General features: G+C 63.9%; 20 protein-coding genes and 1 tRNA gene. 14 read left to right on the forward strand and 7 right to left on the reverse strand.

Annotated features, from left to right (window positions below):
• Positions 1 to 52 precede the first annotated feature (52 nt).
• Positions 53 to 529: an outer membrane protein assembly factor BamE domain-containing protein gene (gene bamE / locus GGR13_RS05450; protein ID WP_183212495.1), complete on the reverse strand. Its 477-nt coding sequence runs from the start codon at positions 527 to 529 to the stop codon at positions 53 to 55.
• 89 nt (positions 530 to 618) lie between these two features.
• Here bamE and GGR13_RS05455 point away from each other — a divergent pair, with 89 nt between their 5' ends.
• The 8 genes from GGR13_RS05455 to GGR13_RS05490 all read left to right on the forward strand — a co-directional run bounded on the left by GGR13_RS05455 (position 619) and on the right by GGR13_RS05490 (position 5,596).
• Positions 619 to 1,146, forward strand: a complete 528-nt coding sequence (locus GGR13_RS05455) for a ubiquinol-cytochrome C chaperone family protein (RefSeq protein ID WP_183212496.1) — start codon at positions 619 to 621, stop codon at positions 1,144 to 1,146.
• Positions 1,143 to 1,664: a YceD family protein gene (locus tag GGR13_RS05460; RefSeq protein WP_183212497.1), complete on the forward strand. Its 522-nt coding sequence runs from the start codon at positions 1,143 to 1,145 to the stop codon at positions 1,662 to 1,664. The genes GGR13_RS05455 and GGR13_RS05460 overlap by 4 nt, the downstream gene beginning before the upstream one ends.
• A gap of 97 nt (positions 1,665 to 1,761) precedes the next feature.
• Positions 1,762 to 2,829 (forward strand): phosphate acyltransferase PlsX, encoded by a 1,068-nt coding sequence (plsX, locus tag GGR13_RS05465; RefSeq protein WP_281380547.1) that lies wholly within the window; start codon positions 1,762 to 1,764, stop codon positions 2,827 to 2,829.
• Positions 2,826 to 3,803, forward strand: coding sequence for a beta-ketoacyl-ACP synthase 3 (locus GGR13_RS05470; protein WP_183212498.1), 978 nt, complete (start codon positions 2,826 to 2,828; stop codon positions 3,801 to 3,803). Before plsX ends, GGR13_RS05470 begins: the two co-directional genes overlap by 4 nt.
• A gap of 133 nt (positions 3,804 to 3,936) precedes the next feature.
• The gene (locus GGR13_RS05475; RefSeq protein ID WP_183212499.1) at positions 3,937 to 4,245 is read left to right on the forward strand and encodes an integration host factor subunit alpha; all 309 of its coding nucleotides are present in this window, start codon (positions 3,937 to 3,939) and stop codon (positions 4,243 to 4,245) included.
• 5 nt (positions 4,246 to 4,250) lie between these two features.
• A complete protein-coding gene (locus tag GGR13_RS05480; RefSeq protein WP_183212500.1) occupies positions 4,251 to 4,673 on the forward strand; it encodes a MerR family transcriptional regulator in 423 nt (140 codons plus the stop codon).
• 51 nt (positions 4,674 to 4,724) lie between these two features.
• Positions 4,725 to 4,801 (forward strand) — tRNA-Pro (locus GGR13_RS05485).
• Positions 4,802 to 5,152: 351 nt separating this feature from the next.
• Entirely contained in the window at positions 5,153 to 5,596 is a 444-nt protein-coding gene (locus GGR13_RS05490; protein ID WP_183212501.1) for a hypothetical protein, read from the forward strand.
• A gap of 9 nt (positions 5,597 to 5,605) precedes the next feature.
• On the opposite strand, the gene GGR13_RS05495 is transcribed toward GGR13_RS05490, so the two are convergent.
• Positions 5,606 to 6,370 carry a class I SAM-dependent methyltransferase gene (locus GGR13_RS05495; RefSeq protein WP_183212502.1) on the reverse strand — a complete coding sequence of 255 codons (765 nt, stop codon included), beginning with the start codon at positions 6,368 to 6,370 and terminating at the stop codon, positions 5,606 to 5,608.
• 28 nt (positions 6,371 to 6,398) lie between these two features.
• Positions 6,399 to 6,734, reverse strand: coding sequence for a DMT family transporter (locus tag GGR13_RS05500; RefSeq protein ID WP_183212503.1), 336 nt, complete (start codon positions 6,732 to 6,734; stop codon positions 6,399 to 6,401).
• Positions 6,735 to 6,816: 82 nt separating this feature from the next.
• Between GGR13_RS05500 and GGR13_RS05505 the strand changes: the two genes are divergently transcribed.
• The 5 genes from GGR13_RS05505 to ppc all read left to right on the forward strand — a co-directional run bounded on the left by GGR13_RS05505 (position 6,817) and on the right by ppc (position 12,656).
• Positions 6,817 to 7,440 (forward strand): hypothetical protein, encoded by a 624-nt coding sequence (locus tag GGR13_RS05505; protein ID WP_183212504.1) that lies wholly within the window; start codon positions 6,817 to 6,819, stop codon positions 7,438 to 7,440.
• Between the two features lie 2 nt (positions 7,441 to 7,442).
• Positions 7,443 to 7,745 carry a transcriptional regulator gene (locus GGR13_RS05510; protein WP_183212505.1) on the forward strand — a complete coding sequence of 101 codons (303 nt, stop codon included), beginning with the start codon at positions 7,443 to 7,445 and terminating at the stop codon, positions 7,743 to 7,745.
• Positions 7,746 to 7,786: 41 nt separating this feature from the next.
• A complete protein-coding gene (locus GGR13_RS05515; protein ID WP_183212506.1) occupies positions 7,787 to 8,569 on the forward strand; it encodes a tyrosine-protein phosphatase in 783 nt (260 codons plus the stop codon).
• A complete protein-coding gene (locus tag GGR13_RS05520) occupies positions 8,566 to 9,864 on the forward strand; it encodes an anthranilate synthase component I family protein (RefSeq protein ID WP_183212507.1) in 1,299 nt (432 codons plus the stop codon). Before GGR13_RS05515 ends, GGR13_RS05520 begins: the two co-directional genes overlap by 4 nt.
• A gap of 95 nt (positions 9,865 to 9,959) precedes the next feature.
• Positions 9,960 to 12,656: a phosphoenolpyruvate carboxylase gene (gene ppc / locus GGR13_RS05525; protein ID WP_183212508.1), complete on the forward strand. Its 2,697-nt coding sequence runs from the start codon at positions 9,960 to 9,962 to the stop codon at positions 12,654 to 12,656.
• Between the two features lie 24 nt (positions 12,657 to 12,680).
• On the opposite strand, the gene GGR13_RS05530 is transcribed toward ppc, so the two are convergent.
• Both GGR13_RS05530 and GGR13_RS05535 read right to left on the reverse strand, forming a co-directional pair.
• The gene (locus GGR13_RS05530; protein WP_183212509.1) at positions 12,681 to 12,884 is read right to left on the reverse strand and encodes a DUF2842 domain-containing protein; all 204 of its coding nucleotides are present in this window, start codon (positions 12,882 to 12,884) and stop codon (positions 12,681 to 12,683) included.
• A complete protein-coding gene (locus GGR13_RS05535) occupies positions 12,884 to 13,135 on the reverse strand; it encodes a transglycosylase (protein WP_183212510.1) in 252 nt (83 codons plus the stop codon). The genes GGR13_RS05530 and GGR13_RS05535 overlap by 1 nt, the downstream gene beginning before the upstream one ends.
• Before the next feature lie 146 nt (positions 13,136 to 13,281).
• Here GGR13_RS05535 and GGR13_RS05540 point away from each other — a divergent pair, with 146 nt between their 5' ends.
• Positions 13,282 to 14,349: a COX15/CtaA family protein gene (locus GGR13_RS05540; RefSeq protein ID WP_183212511.1), complete on the forward strand. Its 1,068-nt coding sequence runs from the start codon at positions 13,282 to 13,284 to the stop codon at positions 14,347 to 14,349.
• Here GGR13_RS05540 and GGR13_RS05545 read toward each other — a convergent pair.
• Both GGR13_RS05545 and queA read right to left on the reverse strand, forming a co-directional pair.
• Positions 14,318 to 15,730 carry an alkaline phosphatase PhoX gene (locus GGR13_RS05545; RefSeq protein ID WP_183212512.1) on the reverse strand — a complete coding sequence of 471 codons (1,413 nt, stop codon included), beginning with the start codon at positions 15,728 to 15,730 and terminating at the stop codon, positions 14,318 to 14,320. The two genes, GGR13_RS05540 and GGR13_RS05545, sit on opposite strands and share 32 nt — an antisense overlap.
• A 73-nt stretch (positions 15,731 to 15,803) precedes the next feature.
• Positions 15,804 to 16,862, reverse strand: coding sequence for a tRNA preQ1(34) S-adenosylmethionine ribosyltransferase-isomerase QueA (gene queA, locus GGR13_RS05550; protein WP_183212513.1), 1,059 nt, complete (start codon positions 16,860 to 16,862; stop codon positions 15,804 to 15,806).
• Positions 16,863 to 16,927 lie beyond the last annotated feature (65 nt).

Here is a 16,927-nt window from a genome sequence, read left to right on the forward strand (position 1 = left end):
ACGCCCCGGAGAGCGATCTCCGGGGCGTTTTTTGTGAGAATGACGGGGGGGATCAGTCCGGACGGCGCTGGCCGGGGACGTCTTCCTCGGTCCGGGGTAGCTGGCCGCGAGCGACGTTGCCGAGCAGCTGTTCGATGATGGTCAGCTGGCGGCCGCGCGTAGGCGTTTCGCGACTGTTCATCGCCACCTGCTGCCCGTCCTCAAGGCCCAGGGTCTTGACCTCGGTCACCTTGTCTCCAGCCTCGTCGAAGGTGATGGCCGTGACGCTGCGCTGAGACACCTGGGCATTGTTGTAGGTATATTTCTCGGTTGTCTGGCCGATGTAGTACCAGATGTTGTCTTCGAAGGTGGAGGTCGCCGATGGCGTTCCGAGACGCGCGAGAACAGTCGTCCGGGTGTCCGTGCCGGCCACGATGTCGGCCGGTTTCACGTCCACAGACTGAAAGCCATTGATGCCGATGGTCGGCGCGCACGCCCCTGCGGCAATGGCGAGCGCGGCAGCGGCGATCAGCGGGGATATACGGGGCATGAGCGAAGCCTGCGACGTCAACAAGGTCTTTGACCTAACCGGACATGGCCTCTAGTTCAACGGCGCGGCGGAAAAGGGGCCGTATGATCATGCTAAGACAACTGTTCGGGGCAAAACCCAGTCGCGATCTCGGTGAGCACCTGTATGCCGAGGCGGTGGAACAGGCGCGCTCGCCGGTCTTTTATACGAGCCTGGGGGTTTCGGACCGGATCGACGCGCGGTTCGAACTCTATATCGTCCATGTGCTGCTGGTGATCATGCGGCTGCGCGACGAGGGCGATGAGGGGGCCGAGATCGCTCAGCGTCTGTTCGATGTCTTTGTATCGGCACTGGACAATACGCTTCGGGAGTTGGGCGTTGGAGACACCTCCATGGCCAAGAAAATGCGCAAGCTGGGCGAGTCCATGTACGGGCGCATGACGGCCTACGAGCCTACGATCCGTGCGGCCGATCATGAGGGCCTCAGGGAGGCACTGGTTCGTAATGTCTATGAAGGCGAAGCCCCTGATGGCGGGCTGGCCCTGGCAACCTATATCATGGACACGCGCTCGGCCTTGGCAACTCAGCCCTTCGCGGATTTGATTCGCACCATTCGCTGGATAAAGATCCCCTCATGAGTTCGGTCCTGCCCTTGAGCGAAGTCGTCCGGGTCAACGAGATTGGGACGGCCCTTGATCGCACCCTCGAGCCAGATGCCGGAAGTCGGGCAAAGATTGCGCGGTCGCTGGATCTCGCCTCACTTGACGCCTTCACGGCGACCTTGACCATCAAGCCCGCCCGCGTGGGCTGGACCCTGAGCGGGCGGGTCGTGGCCGAAGCCGTACAGACCTGCGGCCTGACGCTTGAGCCCTTGCCTGTGTCCATCGATCAGGTGTTCAGCCTGGATCTGGTCGAGGCCGCCGAACCGGTCGCCGGCGAAGAGGTGGAAATCACTCTCGACGATGATTCGCCGGACATCATCGAGGACGGCCGAATCGATCTGGGCCAGTACGCCGTGGAACAGCTCGCTCTGACGCTGGACCCCTTTCCTCGCAAGCCCGGTGCCGAGTTTGTGCAGCCCGCCGAGCCCGCCGACATCTCGCCTTTTGCGGTCCTGAAGGCCTTTCGGGAAACGGATACCGCCGACAAAGGTTGACGCTGCGTCTGGCGCGTTGCATCGCCGCATCGCCACGCTATCCTCAGCTCAAGCAGATGCGCGCCGCGTCCCACGGCGTCACGGAGACGTCCTTCCCTTGCCAACCCAGACGCTCATTTCTCTGGACGCCATGGGTGGCGACCATGGCCCCCCGGTCGTTGTCGGTGGAATCAAGGACTATCGGACCCGTCACGGAGGCGAGGCGGTCACCTTCCTGCTCCACGGGGACGAGGCTGCCATCCAGGCGGAGCTGATCCGGCTGAGGATTCCTGATGGAGTCTGCCAGATCCGGCACACGGACAAGAAGATCGCGTCCGATGAAAAGCCGGCCCAGGCCATGCGCCGGGGCAAGGGCTCGAGCCTGTGGAACGCCATCGAGGCGGCGAAGACGGGCGAGGCCGGTGCCGTCGTCTCTGCAGGAAACACCGGGGCCCTCATGGCCATTTCAAAGCTGATCCTGAGGATGTCGGCCCCTGGGCTGGAGCGTCCGGCGATCGTCGCCAGCTGGCCGACCCTGCGCGGCGTCACGGCCGTTCTGGACGTGGGTGCCAATATCGAGAGCGACGCGGCTCAACTGGTCGAATTCGCCATCATGGGCGAGGCCTTCCATGCCGCTGTGCATGGCGTCGCCCAGCCGAGCATCGGGATCCTGAATGTCGGCTCGGAAGACATCAAGGGTCACGAGGAGGTCCGCGAGGCGCACCGCATCCTTAGACAGAACGACCTGAACCTGAACTACCATGGCTTCGTCGAGGGCGATGACATCGCCAAGGGCACGGTGGATGTCGTGGTCACGGACGGGTTCACCGGCAACATCGCCCTGAAGACGGCTGAAGGTGTGGCGCGATTCATCTCGGCGCTGCTGAAGGAAGCGCTGACCAGCGGGATTCAGGCCAAGGTCGGGGCCCTGATCGCCCTGCCGGCCCTGAAGACCATGCGACAGAGGATCGATCCCAGCGCCATCAATGGAGGGCCGCTGCTGGGTCTCAACGGCATTGTGGTCAAGAGCCACGGCGGGGCCGATGCCAAGGGTTTTGGAAATGCGATCCGCATTGCTGTGGATCTGGCGCGCAGTGACTATTTGACCAAGGTGGGGGCCAATCTGGAGCGGCTGGGGGCGGTGCTGGAAGCCGTGCCATCGACGGCCGAGGAGACTGTTTCGTGAGCGTCGTGCGTAGTGCCGTTACCGGGGTGGGATCCTACCTGCCCGAGCAGGTCGTGACCAACGACGACCTCGCGAAATTCGTTGATACAACGGACCAGTGGATCGTCGAGCGGACCGGCATCCGTCAGCGCCATCGCGCAAGGGAAGACCAGCCCACCAGCGATCTGGCCACCGAGGCCGCGCGTCGGGCACTGGCTGATGCCGGCAGGACCGCGGCAGACGTCGACATGATCATTGTCGCGACAACGACGCCGGACATGACCTTTCCGGCCACGGCCGCCATCGTCCAGCGCAAGCTTGGCGCGCCCGTCTGCATCGCCTTCGATGTCCAGGCCGTGTGTTCGGGGTTCGTCTATGCACTGAGTATCGCCGACGGGTTCGTTGCGCGCGGTCAGGCCAGATGCGCTCTCGTGATCGGTGCAGAGGAAATGACCCGTCTGATGGACTGGTCTGACCGAACAACCTGCGTGCTGTTCGGCGACGGAGCCGGTGCCGTGGTCGTCGAGCCGCGCGAGGGGCAGGGGACGTCTGCGGATCAGGGGATCCTCGGCTTTGCGTTGCGTGCGGACGGGACCAAGACCGACCTGCTCTACGTCGATGGCGGGCCGTCCACCTCGGGTACCGTCGGTCACTTGCGGATGCTCGGAAACCAGGTGTTCCGCCATGCCGTGGTGAACATCGCCGAGGCGATCACCGCTGCCTGCGCCGCGTCCGGTATCACGGTTCCCGAAGTGGACTGGTTCGTGCCCCATCAGGCGAACCAGCGCATCATCAAGGGGGTCGGCGATCGGCTGGGCCTCGACGAGAACAAGGTGATCACGACCGTGGCGGATCACGCCAACACCTCGGCCGCCTCGATCCCCCTGGCGCTCGATACAGCCATCCGCGACGGACGCATCCAGAAAGGCGACCTGGTTCTGCTGGAGGCCATGGGGGGCGGGCTGACCTGGGGTGCCTGCGCCTTTCGACTCTAGTAACCATCGACGGGCTTTGACTTTGAGCTGATTTCCCGCCTTATGATGGTCTTGGGGTTGAGGTTTGATCGAGCATGAGGGATCCGCCGTGCGGGTTCATGTCAAAGGGTCAGGCTGGACGGGAGCAATGACGATGGGTGAACAGCAGACCTTGACCCGTGCGGACCTTTGCGAGGCCGTGCATGACGAAGTCGGCCTGTCGCGACAGGAATGCTCGTCCATGGTTGAGCGCACGCTTGATCTGATCGTGGAGTCGCTGGAACGGGGCGAGACGGTCAAGCTTTCCGGTTTCGGTGTGTTCCAGGTCCGCGAGAAGCGTGCCCGCATGGGTCGCAATCCCAAGACGGGCGAACCAGCTGCGATCCATCCACGTCGCGTCATCAGCTTCCGCGCCTCCCAGATCATGAAGTCCAAGGTCCACGGCGCAGGCAACGAGGACTGAATCGCGTGGCCAAGAGCGCCAACGCCTTTCGCACCATCTCGGAAGCCGCCACGGAAGTCGGTGCGCCCCAGCATGTGCTGCGCTTCTGGGAGACCAAATTCCCGTTCGTCACCCCCGTCAAGCGCGCTGGCGGCCGTCGTTTCTATCGGCCGCAGGACGTAATCATACTGAAGGCTATCCGCCGCCTGCTGCATGACGAAGGCTTGACGATCAAGGGTGTCCAGCGTCTGCACAAGGAACAGGGGCTGGTTCGGATCGCGGCCTATGGCGGTGCCGATGCGACCTTCAGTATGGACGCCGACCTGGTCGAGCAGCACCCCGAGCCCGGTGACACAACGCCTGACACGGTTGAAATGGCCGGGTTGCGCGATGTTCTGGCGCGGATCGAGGGTGCCAAGGCGCGCCTGGACGTGGTTCTGGCCGGCTGAGCGGCATTTAGGGTTTGCGCCCGGCTCAACCCCGTTTATAGGAGCGCCTCTCGGAGCGTGGCGCAGCCTGGTAGCGCACTTGACTGGGGGTCAAGGGGTCGCAGGTTCGAATCCTGTCGCTCCGACCATTTTCCTAAAGAAAATCGGTTGGTTTAAGGGGTCGCTTTCGGGCGGCCCTTTTGTCTTTGGAGCCCGGCCAGACCGGCGGGCTTGATCGCGGACCTGCGCTCGGCCAAGCTTCCCGCGGCAAACAGGCGGGGGCCATGGATCAACGGCAGGCGCCAAAGGACGAAGTTGCGCCCGGCTTGTCGTCCGGGCCGCCGCAACAGCAGCGCCGAATAGGCGTTTGGGAGCGCTTGCGAATGCGGCCGCCAGACCCTCTGGCGAAGGATCCGGTCTGGCTACTCTGGCGAGATTTGACTGCCAGATTTCCCCTCTGGCGATCCGCCCTCTGGTGGCTTTTGCCGAGCCCAGCGCGGGTGCGGGAGAACTCCTATTTCTGGTTCGACCTCATCGTCGGACTCCGTTCCATGGGGTCCAGTCAGGCCGTCGTGGCGCGGCTTGCGACGGTGTCCGATGTCGAGCTGGCTGCGGTCGTTCGACTGGCTGAAATCAACGGGAAGCGTCAGGAGCATTTCTTCCGGAGCGTCGTCCTGGCCTATATCACGGTGCCGCTGACGGTGGGTGCCATCTGGGTATCTCTGTCGCCGACATCCGTAAAGGCGGCGATGACGAATGCCGATCTGCTGCCTTTCGTTGGCGGCACCATCGGCGGCCTGGCCACGGCAATCGTGGTTCGCTTCATGGCCGACTGGAGAGCCCAGGCATTCCTGAGCCTGCTGCAGATGGTTCAGGTCGAGCGGGCCTGTCTGTCCGGCACGACACTCCCGGAGCTGCCGCCGCCTTCGGGACGTTCGACCTGATCTCCGGCCTCAATCCAGCCGGCCAGAGCCATCATTCCGTCTCAGCAGATAGAGACCAAAGCCGAGGGTTCCGCGGCCGAAATCCATCATCATCGAGATCTGGTCGGCGCGCTGCCGGATGCCGGCGGCGTCCGGATGGTCGGGATTGGCGATCAGCCAGCGGCGGACGGCGGTGTCCATCGTCTGACCATAGGTGTTCCAGTCGTCTTGCGACGATAGATGGGCCGAGAAGACCTGAAGTCCGGCCCGGGTCGCGGCAGCCTGCCAGCCCGCGTGGTCGGTGTAGGTTCCGCTGAGCTCGATGATCTGGCGCAGGGGCGGGGAGGGCTCGGTGAGCCAGACCAGATCACCCCACAGGAGCCAGCCGCCGGGTCGTAGATGGTGGCGAAGACCGGACATCATGGCCGCAGGCTCGCGGGTGCCATCCCCGACCGGGTCGGTTGTGCCAAGGGCAATGATCAGGTCCCAGGGATCATTCTGCGCTAGAACGGCCCCGGACGGACCCTCGATCACCGTGATCCGCCCTCCAGCAGGCGAGGCTTCGCATCGGGTGCGTGCGAGGTCGGCCATGGCAGGATCGTATTCGACGGCGGTGACTTCGAGGCCCGGTCCCTCGGCCAGCCGGATCGTCACCTCGCCGTTGCCGCAGCCGATATCGAGCGCCCGCATGGGGCCCAGGCCCGTCTTGCGGACGGCTTCAAGGACCGTGTCGATGCTGACAGCGTTGCAGACGTTCAGCGCCTCATAGGCGATCCGGTGATAGGTCAGGCGCATCCATCAAGCTCCAGGCATTGGCCTTCTGTCATGCCATGTCAGCGGTCCGCGTCGATAGCTGCAGGCCGACGGCTCCGATCAGGATGAGGGCGATGAAGCCCATCTGCATCAGGGTCAGGGACTGCCGAAACAGGAAGACCCCGACGAGGGTGATCCCCACGATGCCGACTCCGGACCAGACGGCATAGGCCACCCCGACCGGCAACCGGGTCAGGACGGCTGACAGCAGCCAGAAGCAGCCAGAGTAACAGACCATGGACGCCATCCCCAGCCAAGGGCGCGAAAAGCCCTCGGAGGCCTTGAGGAGGCTGGTCGCAACGATTTCGAGGGCAATGCAGGCCGTCAGTACAATCCACACGTTCATGGACGCTCTCCAGTTTCAGATGAGAAAGCACTTTGACATTCAAAGTATGATCTGGCAAACGTCATCGCAGAGGGAGACAGACATGACGCAAGACCCCGTGACCACTGCCGCAGACATAGCCTTCATCCGCGATCTGGCCGAGCAGGGTCGCAATACCGCGCCCCTGAACGGTCCATTCCTGATCGCCGCCGCCGTGATTTTCGGTGTCGCCAATCTGGGGCAGTGGGCTCTCGCGACCGGCCAGTTTGACGTCTCTCCCTGGGCCGCGCTCTGGCTCTGGGTCGGTGCCGCGGTTGTGTTCGGCCTGTCGCTGGCCGTGCTGATCCGACGTCAGGACCGGAAGCCGGGCGCCAACACACTGGTCAACAAGGCGATCGGTGCCTCCTGGACGGCCGTGGGCTTCGGCATTTTTGCCGTCTGGCTGGCCTTCACCGGGATCGGCTTCAAGACCGGGGACTGGGCGATGATGTGGGCGATGCCCAGTCTGGTCTTTGCTGCCTACGGTTCGGCCTGGTTCGTTGCGGGTGAAATGACAGGCCGCAGCTGGATGAAGGCCATCGCCCTGATGTCCTTTGCGGGGGCGGCGGCGCTCGGCCTGTTCATCGGTGATCCGGCAATCTATCTGGTGTTCACGATCATGCTCCTACTCGTCGCCTTGATCCCCGGCATCGTCCTGACCCGTCAGGAACCGGCGGCGAGCGTGTGACCGTGTCGGACGGATTCAACATCGATCAGATCGACGACGTGATTCACGGGCGCATCCGGTTGGGCATCATGGCCTTCCTGGCCGGTGCCGAGGCCGCAAACTTCAACGAGATCAAAGCCCGTCTACAGACGACGGACGGCAATCTTTCGGTCCACCTCAGAAAGCTCGAGGAGGCCGGGTTTGTCGCCGTGGAGAAATCCTTCGTCGGGCGCAAGCCGCAGACCCGTGCGAGGATGACCGAAACGGGGCGGACGGCGTTTGTCGCTTATCTGGATGCCATGGCCGGTCTGGTTGCGAGACACTGAATCGCAGGTGATGCCGGTTCGGGCCTGGGCTATGGAAGGCGATGACCACAGTCCGCCTGCATCCGTTCGACGCCATCGACAATTTCCGGGACTTCGGCGGATATCCGACCCTCGACGGGCGTCAGGTCCGGTCAGGGAGACTTTATCGCTCGGCGCATCATGCACGGATGACCGAGGCCGATCTGGGTCGGCTGGCCGGTTATGGCATTGGAGCGGTCGTGGATCTGCGTCGACCCGTCGAGCGCCAGCGTCAGCCGTCCCTGAGACCTGAGGGGTTCTCCGGCCTCGTGATCGAGAACGATCTGGATGCCCAGGGCGAGGCCCCGCACATTACGTTTCTGAAGACCTCTGACCTGACACCGGATTCGGGGCGGCGGTTCATGATGGACACCTATGGCCGGATGCCCTTCGCGCCTACCTATCATGACCTGTTCCGCCGCTATTTCGAGATCTTGGCGACCAGTGATGGCGCGATCGTGGTGCACTGCGCGGCGGGCAAGGACAGGACAGGGCTGCTGGTCGCACTGACCCATCATCTGCTTGGCGTCGGTCAGGAGGACATGATGGCCGATTATCTCCTGACCAATGCCGCCGTCGATCTCGAGCAAATGGCTCCGTCCTTTGCGAAGCAGATCGAGGCGATGAGCGGGCGCAAGCCCTCCGAAGACGCAGTCGTGGCCTTCATGGGCGTGGAGCCGGCCTATCTGGAAGCCGCCTTTGCGGCCATCAACCTGCGCTATGGATCGATCGATGTTTATCTGGATCAGGTGATTGGCGTGGACGAATTTCTCCGTTCACGGATCATCGAACGGCTGACGACTTGAGTAGCCCGATCCAGGTCGAGACGGTCCATGCGTGGGTCGAGCCCCGGGCGGTTGCCTGCGGTCTGAGGGCGCATCCCGGGCTGGTGTGTCTGTTGTCGGACGGAGAGCAGAAAGGTCGCCAGTCGTGGATTGGGGCCGGTCCTGACCGAATTCAGGTCATTGAGACCGATGACGGTGCCTTCAACGCCCTGAAGGACTCCGAAATGCACCACCACGTGGTCGGACTGGCCAGTTACGATTCCGGTGCGCGGGCGGCGACGGGGGCTCGCGAGCCAGTCTGGCCCGATCTGATGCTGGCGCGCTATGCCGCGCTGCTGCGTTTCGATCATGATCGGCAGCAGGTCGTTGCGATCGGATTGGGCAGCGATGCGGAGTCTGCCCGTGTCGAATGTGACCGGGCCCTGCAGTGGCTGCGAATGGCAGAAGAGGCTGGCACGCCAGTGGCACCTTCCGAAGCCTTTGTCGCCGAGACTTCGGACCAGACCTATTGCGACGCGGTTGCCGACGTCGTGGCGCGGATCGGCGCGGGCGAGCTGTTTCAGGCCAATATTGCACGCGCCTGGACCGGTACGCTGAGGCCTCTAGGCGATCCCTTCGATGTCTTCCTGCGGCTCGCCAGGACAAGAGGCGCGCCCTATGCGGCCTTCTGGCAGATCGGCGACCGAGCGATTGTGTCAAACTCGCCGGAACTCTTCCTGTCTTGGGACCGGGCCCTGAACCGGATTGAAACCCGGCCGATCAAGGGCACCCGTGGACGGGACCCCGACCCCCAGCGCGATCGCGCCTTGATCGATGACCTCGTTGCCAGCGCCAAGGATCAGGCCGAGAACCTGATGATCGTTGACCTGATGCGGAATGACCTGGCCAGGGTGTGCTTGCCCGGGTCCGTCACGGTCGATGCTCTGTTTGCCGTCGAGACTCATCCGACAGTGCACCATCTGGTCTCGACCGTCAGCGGAACACCACGGCCCGAAACGACTCCCGCCGAACTGCTCGCGGCAACCTTTCCGCCGGGGTCCATCACTGGCGCCCCCAAGCATCAGGCCATGCGGGTCATTGCCCAGCATGAAGCCCCGAGAGGACCCTGGTGCGGTTCGCTGTTCCTGCTGGACGATGCGGGTGGGCTTACGGCATCGGTCCTGATCCGCACGGCGAGCTTCGAGCGGGCCGGCGCACACTGGTCCTGGCGCACGCTTGCCGGCGCAGGCATCGTCGCGGACAGTGATCCTCTCCTCGAGCTGGCAGAGACCGAGGTCAAGATCCGGGCCCTGCGCGAGGCGCTTGTGGGCACGTGACCGTGGCCTGATCAAATAAGGCTTCAAGGGTCGCGTCGGGTGCGATCCTGCATCACTGTGGTCGCTGACCCAGCCTCCCCGCTGAAAGAGACCCGATGTCCCCAGCTGCCGACGACCGATTGCGCGAAGAGGTCCGCCTGCTGGGCGGCCTTCTGGGTGAGGTCATCCGCGAGGAGGGCGGGCAGGACCTGTACGACCGGATCGAGGCGGTGCGTCAGGCCTCTGTCGCCTACCACAGGGACCCGCAGTCGCACGGAGCATCAAAGCTAGAGGCCTTGTTGACGGACCTTTCGCTCGATCAGGCGGTCGGTCTGGCTCACGGTTTTGCGGTCTTCTCCCTGTTGGCCAATGTGGCCGAGGACCGGGCCGGGAAGCGCAGGGCACGGGCTCAGACAGCCGAAGGGGCCCGGGCCGATACAGCCGAGGGTGCGTTGTTGCGCTTGAAACAGGCAGGCCGAACCGTTGAGGACGCTCGGACCCTTCTTTCCCAGGCCCTGATCTCGCCCGTGCTGACCGCCCACCCGTCCGAGGTACGCCGGAAAAGCGTGCTGGACCGGATTACGGCCGTATCGGACCTTCTGGACGCCTGTGATCGGGACGATCTCGCGTGTGCCCCCGACGTGCTGACCCGTGCGCTGCGACGCCAGACTGTCATTCTGTGGACCACGCGGCTGGTCCGGATCACCGGTCTGGTGGTCCAGGACGAGATCGAAACTGTGGTGTCGTTCCTTGAGCGGGTCTTCCTGAAGGTCGTTCCGGAGCAGCTTGCCGATTGGCGACGGCGGCTGGACGCGCCCGAGCTGCCTCCGTTCATCCGTGTCGGTGCCTGGGTCGGCGGCGACCGGGACGGAAATCCCAATGTCGATGCCGCTGCGCTGGAAGCGGCGCTGGCGACGCCTGCTCGTGCAGTGCTGAAGCACTACCTGAATGCTGTGAATGCTCTTGGAGCCGAACTCAGCCTGTCGGCCTCGCTCGCGGATATCACCCCGGAGCTGGAGGCGCTGGCCGCGATTTCCGGTGACCTGTCTCCGCACCGGCTTGATGAGCCGTATCGCCGCGCTCTGAGCCAGATCTATGCGCGGCTGTCGGCCACCCATCTTGTCCTCACAGGGACGCCTGCACCACGGCCAGCCCCGTTTGACGCGCCGCCGTACGAGGGCCCGCACGCGTTTCGGGCCGATCTGGCCCTGCTGCAGGCCAGTCTGATCGCCAGTCATGGCGAAATCTTTGCAGATGACAGCCTGTCGGCGCTGATCGCCACCGTCGATGTCTTCGGTTTCCACATGGCCACACTCGACCTTCGCCAGAATGCGGACGTCCATGAGCGCGTGGTCGCAGATCTCCTGGCCGTGGCAGGGGTCGAGCCGGCCTATCTGACGCTGGACGAGGAGGCGCGCGTCGCCCTTCTGTCGACCGAGCTCGTATCGAGTCGGCTGCTATTCAATCCGTATGCGGATTACGAGGCTGAAACCCTCAAGGAGCGGGCCATTCTGCACGCCGCTGCGGCTGGTCTGGCACGATACGGGCCCCAGGCTGTCCGTACCCACATCGTCTCCAAGACAGATGCCGCCTCCGATCTGTTGGAGGTCTATCTCCTGCTCAAGGAGGTTGGTCTTTATCGGCCGGATGCGCCTGAGCTGTGTCCGATCCAGGCGGCTCCGCTCTTTGAGACCATCGATGACCTGCGTGCGGCCCGGCCGACGCTGGAGCGGTTGCTGGCAGAGCCGTCCGCTCTTGCCGTCGCTCGGGCGCGGGGCGTTCAGGAAGTGATGATCGGCTATTCCGACTCCAACAAGGACGGCTCCTACCTGACATCGACCTGGGAGCTGCATGAAGCCTCTCGAGCCCTGCTCAGCGTCACGAATGCAGTGGGGGTCCGCCTTCAGCTGTTCCATGGGCGCGGTGGCGCGGTCGGGCGGGGCGGGGGCTCAAGTTTTGCCGGCGTCCTGTCGCAGCCGACCGGGACGGTCGCAGGTCGCATCCGCATCACCGAGCAGGGCGAGGTCATCGCCAACAAATATGGCGAGCCCGACGTGGCGCGCAGGAACCTCGACGCCCTGACGGCGGGGACGCTGCTAGCTTCTCTGGCCCCGCCACCGGACGAGGCGATGACGGCCCGGCATGGGGCGACGGCATCAGCCTTGTCGCAGGCCTCGATGAGGGCCTACCGGGCCCTGGTCTATGAGACGCCGGGCTTCGTCGACTATTTCCGCGCCGCGACACCGATTGCCGAGATCGCGGAGCTGAAGATCGGGTCGAGACCGGCCTCGCGGACGGCGTCCACGGCCATTGAGGACCTGCGAGCGATCCCCTGGGTCTTCAGCTGGTCGCAGAGCCGGGTGATGCTGCCCGGCTGGTTCGGGTTCGGGTCGGCGATCAGGGCGGCGGACATGGGCGAACTGCAGGCCATGGCGAAGGAGTGGCCATTCTTCCGGACCGCGATCCAGAACATGGAAATGATCATGGCCAAGTCGGACATGAAGATCGCCCGGCGGTATGCCCGACTGGTGCCCGACGCCAATCTGGGCGCGACGATCTACGGGGAAATCCAGGCCGAATGGGACCGCACCCGGGAGGCAGTGCTGACCATCACCGGCCAGACAGAACTGCTGGGGGGACAACCGGAACTGGACCGGCTTATCCGGTTGCGGATGCCGTATGTCGAGCCGCTGAACCACGTCCAGATCGAACTGATCCGTCGTCGGCGGGCTGGCGACAGCGATCCGCGTGTCCGCGAAGGAATCCTTCTGGCCATTAACGGCGTCGCTGCAGGTCTCAGAAACAGCGGATGACGCGCCTTGGGTCAGGCATTCTGCCTAGCGCTTTGGCTCCCGTTCGGCCCACGACATCAGAGGGAAAAGCGGCAGGCCCCATGCGATCCCGGACAGACCGTAGAACGCCAGATGAACGAGAGGGTGATCGGGCAGCCGCTCTCCGATCGCAATGACAGCCCAGATATAGAAGGCCAGGAAGGCCAGCATCCCGAAGGCGGCAACGGCCCGTTTGGCGCGGACATGCATCAGCGTTTGCTCCGGAAAAGGGTATAGGCAAGCAGTGTAAAGGCGCTCGCCACCATTGCCCATGCGACCCATAGCCAGTCTCCCAGGGTGGAAATCCCGAAGACCCGGATGACCAGAAAGGCACCGCAGGCCGCCCCGACGCCGGCGACCAGCACGGCACCGCCATAGCCCCGCCGCCCGCTGAGCAAGTCCCATATCGAGGCGAGGCCGAGCACACCCAGAACGGCAATGGCGATGTCGGCGTATTCCAAGCTTGGCCTCTTTGCTGAAACGACGGCTGCGACGCCGCGTCCGGGACTTGTGACTCGATCTGGCCTCGCAGCCGGAGCATACCGTCCCCGTTGCGTCGCACCGATTTTCGAGGCGGCACTGTATCCGTCTCAAAGACTGGCGTCGAATGAACCGTTTCGGACCCCTGGACCAGAGCCGACCTGTCGCAATCTGGCTGTTTACTGTCGCGGCGATGGTGTTCTGCATGGTCGTCATTGGCGGGATCACCCGCCTGACAGGCTCCGGCCTGTCCATCACCGAATGGAAGCCGATCATGGGGGCGTTACCGCCCCTGAACGACGCGGACTGGCTGGTTGCCTTCGAGAAGTACAAGCAGATCCCGCAATACGAACTGGTGAACGCCGGAATGTCGATGAGCGATTTTCAGTTCATCTTCTTCTGGGAATGGGCGCATCGGCTGTTCGGGCGGTTGATCGGCGTGGCTTTCGCCCTCCCGTTCTTTGCCTTCCTTGCCTTGAGGATGATCCCGCGACGCCTGATCGGGCGATGTGCCATCCTGCTGGCCCTGGGTGGGCTGCAAGGGTTGATCGGATGGTGGATGGTGTCGTCGGGCCTATCCGAACGGGTCGACGTCGCTCCGGAGCGGCTGACGGTGCATCTTGGCCTCGCCTTTCTCATCTTTGCGTCATTGATCTGGACCGGGCTTGAGGCGTGGTCCGGTCAGGAGCACTCGCGCTCACCCGTCGCGTGGAGTCGCGGCGCGACCGTTCTGCTTGCGGCTGTCTTTATCCAGTGCCTGCTGGGCGGACTGGTGGCTGGAGCCAAGGCGGGCTTCATCTATACGGACTGGCCGCTGATGGGAGGACAGGTCCTGCCCCCGGTCGAGTGGGGCGTCGGTGCCATAGCCTTTCTGCACGACAAGGCGCTCGTGCAGTTCAATCACCGGGTCTGGGGCTACGCTCTGTTCATCGGGGCGATTGCCTATGCCGTTCAGGCCTGGCGCTGGAAACTGGCCGAGGGGCTGGGGGCCATGGCATTTGTGGTCGCTGGCGCCATCGTCCTTCAGGCCGCCATGGGCATTGTCACTCTGATGCACACCGTACCGATCTGGATGGGCGGACTGCACCAGGCCGGCGCAGCGCTGGTCCTGGGGATTGCGACGGCCAATCTGTGGCTGGTCCGCCGGTCGCAGCCGCGGCTGTTTACGTCCGGACCGCGTTCCAGGGCCCTGTGATCGCGAAGGTGATGCCCGGGAACATGATGTTGACGAACAGGGTCGATCCGTCCGGCGAGAACACTGCGCCGGCAAACTCGCTGTTGCCCGCGAAGACATTGCGCCCGATCGTGTAGAGCTTGCCTTCCGGACTCACGCCCTTGAGATGGTTGCGGGTTTCGGTCGAGTAGTTGTCCTCGCAGACAATCAGGTGCCCCCAGGGCGCGACGATCAGATTGTCGCCCATATTCAGCGCTCGCACGTCCGTGCTTTCGACGAATAGCTGGATACGTCCGGGATCAGCCGCTTCATCTGGAGTGCCCTCGGCAGGGGAGGGCACGTAGCGCAGGATCTGGCCTTTCTCGATTGGCCCACCCGAGGTCGCCGTCAGGTACAGTTCGTCCTTGCCCCAGAATATGCCTTCGCCCCGCGCGACCAGTGCCGCGCCGGCGGCGTGACCCCGTTTGCGAAGATCGGCGTTTGGACTTTCCACGTCATCAAGGTCAATCCATGTGACAGCCCGCGAGTCGCCAGGCGACCAGATGCGCGTGTGGTGGTTGGATGTGTCGGAGCCTGGCGCATCCTTCAGCGCCATGGCCTGCAACCGGCCACCGTCAACCAGCTTTCCAGGCGTATCTGGGATAAAGCGGTAAAACAGGCCGTCGCCTTCATCTTCGGTCAGATAGACGATGCCGGTCCTGGGATCGATGCAGACGGCCTCGTGGTCGAACCGGCCCATGGCCTTGAGCGGAACGGGGTCGACCAGGCCGGTCGCTGCGGCCGGGACCTCGAAGACATACCCGTGTTCCTTCATGACATCGGCATTGCCCGGTGCCTCGACTGTTTCCTCACACGTCAGCCATGAGCCCCAGGGTGTCTGGCCGCCACAACAGTTGGTCGAGGTTCCAGCCAGGCTGAGATGCTGGCGGACGGTCTTGCCGGTCGCCATGTCGTAAACGAGGGTCGTGGTGCCGCCGGGCAGGGGACGTCCGTCCTTGTAGGTGTCATAGGCGCGCGACGCGTCGAGTTCCGCAATCCGCTGCTGATTGTAGCCGCCCGGGCCCCAGTTGCGGTGCTCGGCCCGACGGCCACGAAGTTCGTGGTTGCGAACGAGGGCGACAAGGGAGCCCTCGAGCGGGAAACACCCCATGCCGTCCGGTTGGCCGGGGACCAGAAGGCCGTCGTCCATCGTTTCGCCGCTCTGGGAGATGACCCTGTAGGAGAAGCCCTCGGGGAGGTCGAGAACCCCATTGGGGTCCGGCTTCAACGGGCCATAACCCTCAACCTGATTGATATAGGTCTCTTCCTGGGAGGCGGCTTGGGCGTGAACGTGCCGAGCCAGCCCTCCAAAAGCAAAGGCGGCGGCACCGGTCGTGAACAGGCTGCGACGGTCGAAACGCATGTCGGGGGCTCCGGGATTGCGGCACAGCTTATGCTCTGCATCCGCAGGGTGGTCATCATCGTTCTGTGACGTCTTAGTCTGCGCGGAAGAGCAGGGAGCCGTCTCCGTAGGAATAGAAGCGGTATCCGTCCGCGACGGCGTGGGCATAGGCCTCGCGCATGACCTGTTGGCCAGCAAAGGCGCTGACCAGCATGAACAGCGTCGACTTCGGCAGGTGGAAATTGGTCATCAGGACGTCGACGGCACGGAAGCGATAGCCGGGCGTGATGAAGATGGCCGTGTCGCCATGGAAGGGCTTGATGACTCCGTCTTCTGTCGTGGCCGACTCCAGCAGCCGCAGCGAGGTGGTGCCGACGCAGACGATTCGGCCGCCGGCCGCGTGGACGGCGTTCAGGGCCGCTGCCACCTCGGGCGAGACCACGCCCCACTCCGAATGCATGCGATGATCTGCCGTGTCTTCAGCCTTGACCGGCAGGAACGTGCCAGCGCCCACATGAAGGGTCACGGCGTGGGTCGAGACACCTTTCGCTGCAAGGTTCTCGAGCAGGGTGGGCGTGAAGTGGAGACCAGCCGTTGGTGCCGCGACTGATCCATCATGCGTCGCAAAGACGGTCTGATAGTCGCTCAGGTCGCGATCATCCTCCGGACGTTTGGCCGCTATATAGGGCGGCAGGGGCATGACGCCGACCGCGCGAATGGCATCGTCCAGCGCATGGTCCGACAGATCGAACCCCAGTGTGACGAGGCCGTCTTCGCTCTTTGCCGTCACTGTGGCCGACAGGCTATGGAAATGGACTCGGTCGCCGACCTTCAGCCGCTTGCCCGGTTTCATGAAGGCCGACCAGACGTCTGGTCCATCACGATGATGCAATGTCGCTTCAACATCCACGCTCAGGATTTCACCCTCCGGGCCGGTGCGATGGCGAACGCCGGAGAGGCGAGCCGGGATCACCCGGGTGTCGTTGAACACCAAAGCATCCCCTGGCTTCAGAAACTCGACCAGATCGCGAATACTATGGTCACCCAGCGTGCCGTGACGGACCACCAGAAGCCGAGCCGAGTCGCGGGGATCGGCGGGGCGCAGGGCGATGCGATCCTCGGGCAGGTAAAAGTCAAAATCGGCGGTCTTCATAGAGCGGGGGTAGGGACATGGAGCCGCCCTGGGGTCAAGCGACACGAGCTAAAAGTTGACGCTGG

Source organism: Brevundimonas variabilis (assembly GCF_014199945.1).
GTDB classification, from domain to species: Bacteria; Pseudomonadota; Alphaproteobacteria; order Caulobacterales; family Caulobacteraceae; genus Brevundimonas; species Brevundimonas variabilis.